The organism is uncultured Roseovarius sp. (assembly GCF_913054395.1).
GTDB lineage: Bacteria > Pseudomonadota > Alphaproteobacteria > Rhodobacterales > Rhodobacteraceae > Roseovarius.
This window is the reverse complement of record NZ_CAJXIP010000204.1, coordinates 1-4544: the sequence shown is the minus strand read 5'-3', so window position 1 is coordinate 4544 and position 4544 is coordinate 1. Positions and strand designations below refer to the sequence as shown.

The 4544-nt window shown below is 58.5% G+C and carries 3 protein-coding genes and 1 pseudogene; 3 read left to right on the top strand and 1 reads right to left on the bottom strand.

Annotated features, from left to right (window positions below):
* The first annotated feature begins 222 nt into the window (after positions 1-222).
* The 3 genes from QZ522_RS17905 (at position 223) to folD (ending at position 3637) form a co-directional block, all read left to right on the top strand.
* Complete coding sequence (locus QZ522_RS17905; RefSeq protein ID WP_294614792.1) at positions 223-798, top strand: sulfurase; 576 nt, start codon at positions 223-225, stop codon at positions 796-798.
* Between the two features lie 180 nt (positions 799-978).
* Positions 979-2655: a formate--tetrahydrofolate ligase gene (locus tag QZ522_RS17900; protein WP_294614790.1), complete on the top strand. Its 1677-nt coding sequence runs from the start codon at positions 979-981 to the stop codon at positions 2653-2655.
* 79 nt (positions 2656-2734) lie between these two features.
* Positions 2735-3637: a bifunctional methylenetetrahydrofolate dehydrogenase/methenyltetrahydrofolate cyclohydrolase FolD gene (gene folD / locus QZ522_RS17895; protein WP_294614787.1), complete on the top strand. Its 903-nt coding sequence runs from the start codon at positions 2735-2737 to the stop codon at positions 3635-3637.
* A gap of 128 nt (positions 3638-3765) precedes the next feature.
* On the opposite strand, the pseudogene QZ522_RS17890 reads toward folD, so the two are convergent.
* A pseudogene (locus QZ522_RS17890) lies at positions 3766-4544 on the bottom strand (ACT domain-containing protein); the annotation flags it as partial.

Here is a 4544-nt window from a genome sequence, read left to right as displayed (position 1 = left end):
GGGCGGTGGATGTGGTGAGTGGCGGATTTGAGTATTTGGGGCAAAAAGAAGCTGTGGGTTTGTGTTTGTTGCCATGGGGCGAATGTGATGGGGTGTAGTGATGACATGTATCACTAAATTGAATGCGGCTAATCCCATGCGTTTGTGCAAGAGTGGCGTTTCTTGAAGACCGCCCTGATTTGGGCGGGGACGATATAGCCGTTAGACGGAGCGAAGCATTCAATGCCGACCATGATTGAAACAGAGTATACAGGTGAAATTACTTGGCTTGGGCATGTGCCTGCTGACGGGGGATTGCGGGCCAATGCTGTTTCGCGGCTGGAGCTTGGCTTTGATGGCGATGCAGGTGCGCGGCATGCGGGGGTAAACCGTGCGTCCTGTGTGCGGGTGAAGAACCTCTATCCGCAGGGCACTGAAATTCGCAATGTTCGGCAGCTGACCATCCTATCCGAGGAAGAACTGGCGCTGATTGCTGCTGATATGGGAATGGAGTGGGTCTACCCAGAACACCTAGGTGTTTCGATTGTCGTGCGCGGCATTCCTGATTTTACCTTTGTGCCGCCGTCTTCGCGTTTGCAGGGGCCTGATGGCACCACTGTGGTTGTTGATACAGAGAACCGTCCCTGCATTTTCCCGGCCAAGGAAATTGAAAAAGATCACACCGGATTTGGGCCAAAATTCAAACCTGCGGCAAAGAACCGGCGGGGAATCACTGCCTGGGTTGAACGGCCAGGTGGGTTGGCTGTTGGCGATGCCTTGCGACTTTTTATTCCAGATCAGAGACCCTGGGCGCCATAAAAATACCGCCAGACTACATACATCTTTGAATCCGCAGCCCTGAGCTGTGGAGACGCCGTTTCGCGTCCTGAAAATGTCGGAAATCATGCGATACAAGGACGCAGGGAGGGCTATGGCTTGACGCATGCCGGCAATTGTATGCCGCAAAAAGTTCAACATCTAAGATCAGGGACTAGGGACATGAGCTACAAGAGCGATATTGAGATTGCACGGGAAGCGCAGAAGCGTTCGATCCAATTGATTGGTGAGAAGCTGGGCATTCCGCGTGATGACTTGCTGCCCTATGGCCACGACAAAGCCAAGGTCAGCCAGTCCTTCATCAACTCGGTTCAGGATCGGACCGATGGCAAGCTGATCCTGGTCACTGCGATCAACCCAACGCCAGCCGGTGAAGGCAAGACAACCACGACTGTTGGTCTGGGCGATGGTTTGAACCGTATCGGCAAGAACGCCATGGTTTGTATCCGCGAAGCGTCGCTGGGTCCAAATTTTGGTATGAAGGGTGGCGCTGCTGGTGGCGGCTATGCGCAGGTTGTTCCGATGGAGGACATGAACCTGCACTTTACCGGTGACTTCCACGCGATCACATCTGCCCACTCGCTGCTGTCGGCGATGATCGACAACCACATCTATTGGGGCAACGAACAGGATATCGACGTGCGCCGGGTTGTGTGGCGTCGTGTGGTCGACATGAACGACCGCGCGCTGCGTCAGATCAACGTTTCGCTTGGCGGTGTGGCCAATGGTTTCCCGCGCGAGGGCGGGTTTGACATCACCGTGGCCTCTGAGGTCATGGCGATCCTGTGCCTTTCGCTGAACCTGAAGGATCTGGAAAAGCGTCTTGGCGACATGATCGTGGCCTATCGCCGCGACCGCTCGCCGGTATACTGCCGCGATATCAAGGCACAGGGCGCAATGACCGTGCTTCTGAAGGATGCGATGCAGCCCAACCTTGTGCAGACGCTGGAAAACAACCCGGCCTTCGTGCATGGCGGCCCGTTCGCCAATATCGCGCATGGCTGTAACTCGGTGATCGCGACGACGACCGCCCTCAAGATCAGCGACTATGTCGTCACCGAGGCCGGCTTTGGCGCCGATCTTGGCGCTGAGAAATTCATGAACATCAAGTGCCGCAAGGCCGGGCTTGCACCGGATTGCGTGGTTCTGGTCGCGACCGTGCGGGCGATGAAGATGAACGGCGGCGTGGCCAAGGCCGATCTTGGCGCCGAGAATGTCGAAGCTGTCAAGGCGGGCTGTCCGAACCTTGGCCGCCACATCGAAAACATCAAATCCTTTGGTGTGCCGGTTGTCGTGGCGATCAACCATTTCGTCACCGATACCGATGCCGAAGTGGAAGCGGTGAAAGCATATGTTGCCAGCCATGGTGCCGAGGCGGTTCTGTCGCGCCACTGGGAACTCGGCTCGGAAGGGTCGGAGCCGCTGGCACGCAAGGTGGTCGAAGTGGCCGAGGCGGGCAATGCCAACTTTGCCCCGCTTTACGCCGACGAGATGCCGCTTTTCCAGAAGATGGAAACCATCGCCAAGCGGATCTATCGCGCGGATGAGGTGATTGCGGACAAGAAAATCCGCGATCAGCTCAAGGCCTGGGAAGAGCAGGGCTATGGCAATCTGCCGATTTGTATGGCCAAGACGCAGTATTCCTTTACCACTGACCCAGGCGTGCGCGGTGCGCCGACCGGGCACTCTGTGCCTGTGCGCGAAGTGCGCCTGAGCGCCGGTGCAGGGTTTATCGTTGCTGTCTGCGGTGAGATCATGACCATGCCGGGCTTGCCGAGCAAACCGGCGGCGGAGAATATCCAGCTTAACGATAACGGTCAGATCGAAGGTCTGTTCTAAGACAAAGGCGCGTGGGTTATACCCACCCTGCGGAATCTATGTAGGGCGGGTGTAACCCACCACGCGAGAAGGAAATATGATGACGGCGCAGATTATCGACGGCAAGGCCTTTGCGGCCACGATCCGGGACAAGGTGGCGGGCCATGTGGCGCGGCTCAAGGCGGATCACGACATTGTCCCCGGCCTTGCGGTCGTGCTTGTGGGCGAAGATCCGGCTAGCCAGGTTTACGTGCGCTCCAAGGGCAAGCAGACCGTCGAAGTGGGCATGCAATCCTTTGAGCACAAGCTTGACGCGGACACATCCGAGGCCGATCTTCTGGCGCTGATCGAGCGGCTTAACGGTGATCCGGCGGTGCATGGCATCCTTGTGCAATTGCCTTTGCCAAAGCATCTGGACGAAGACCTTGTGATCAACTCGATTGATCCGGCCAAGGATGTGGACGGGTTTCACATTTCCAACGTGGGATTGTTGAGCACCGGGCAGAAATCCATGGTGCCCTGCACGCCGCTTGGCTGTCTGATGATGCTGCGTGATTACCATGGCTCGTTGTCGGGAATGGATGCGGTCGTGATCGGACGCAGCAATATCGTTGGCAAGCCGATGGCGCAGCTGTTGCTTGGCGACAGCTGTACCGTGACGATCGCCCATAGCCGCACCAAGAACATCGCCGATGTGGTGCGCCGCGCGGATATCGTTGTCGCCGCAGTGGGCCGCCCCGAGATGGTGCCGGGCGACTGGATCAAGCCGGGCGCAACAGTGATTGACGTGGGCATCAACCGGATCGACGCGCCTGAAAAGGGCGAGGGCAAGAGCCGCCTTGTGGGCGATGTCGATTTCCCGAGCGCGTCCAAGGTGGCCGGGGCGATTACCCCGGTTCCGGGCGGGGTGGGGCCGATGACCATTGCCTGTCTGCTGGCCAATACCGTGACGGCGTGCTGTCGCGCCAACGGGCTTGATGAGCCTGAAGGGCTTACGGCCTGAGCCGACCCGACAATTGAAACCGAAAAACCCCCGGCGAGATCCTTCGCCGGGGGTTTTTCGTGAGAGGGGGCAGCGTGGGTTTCACCCACCCTGCGGCTTTGCAGGGCGACCTGTTTGGCGGGGCGGGATCACGCGCTGGCGCGTTCGACCCCTTCGTCGATGGCGGTGCGAAGTTTTCGTTCCAGCGTCTGGCGTTTACCTTCGGAGTGGAATTTGAGTCCGAACATATCCTTGACGTAGAAGGTATCGACCACCTGTTCGCCAAAGGTCGCGATCACCGCGCTGGCGATATAGACGTTGGCCGAGGCAAGCGTGCGCGTCAGATCATAAAGCAGGCCGGGACGGTCGCGGGTATCGACCTCGATGATCGTGTAGATTTCCGATCCGTCATTATCAAAGGTGATATGCGTCGGCACCTTGAAGGCGCGCTCGCGTTTCTTGAGCTTGTCGCGTGCCTTGATCGCGTCGCGCGGCACCACCTCGCCCTTGAGCGTTTTTTGGATCATCTGGCGCAGGCGCGGCAGGCGGTCTGATTCAAACGGGTGGCCATCGGCATCCTGAATCCAGAACACCGCCGTGGCAAAGCCGTCCTTGGATGTATAAGTGCGGGCATCGACCACATTGGCGCCGACAAGTGCAAGGGCACCGGCAAGGCGCGAGAAAATGCCGGGGTGATCGGCAAGCGCAAAACAGGCGCGCGTGGCATCGCGATCCTCGTCGATGGCGAGGTCAATGGCGATATCATCCTCATGCAGCCCGCGCAGAAGCCGGGCAAAGACCTCGTGGGCGGTGACGTGCAGGCCTTGCCAATAGGGCGGATAATGGCGGCTTGTTTCAAGCTTGAGGTCCTTGCTGTCCCAATCGCTCAGGGCCTCGCGCAGGTTGCGCTTGGCATCCGATCCGCGCT

What these genes read in the sequence shown, in the direction of transcription:
- QZ522_RS17905 (WP_294614792.1), top strand. Translation starts at nt 223, where the DNA reads ATGCCGACCATGATTGAAACAGAGTATACAGGTGAAATTACTTGGCTT.
- QZ522_RS17900 (WP_294614790.1), top strand. Translation starts at nt 979, where the DNA reads ATGAGCTACAAGAGCGATATTGAGATTGCACGGGAAGCGCAGAAGCGT.
- folD (WP_294614787.1), top strand. Translation starts at nt 2,735, where the DNA reads ATGACGGCGCAGATTATCGACGGCAAGGCCTTTGCGGCCACGATCCGG.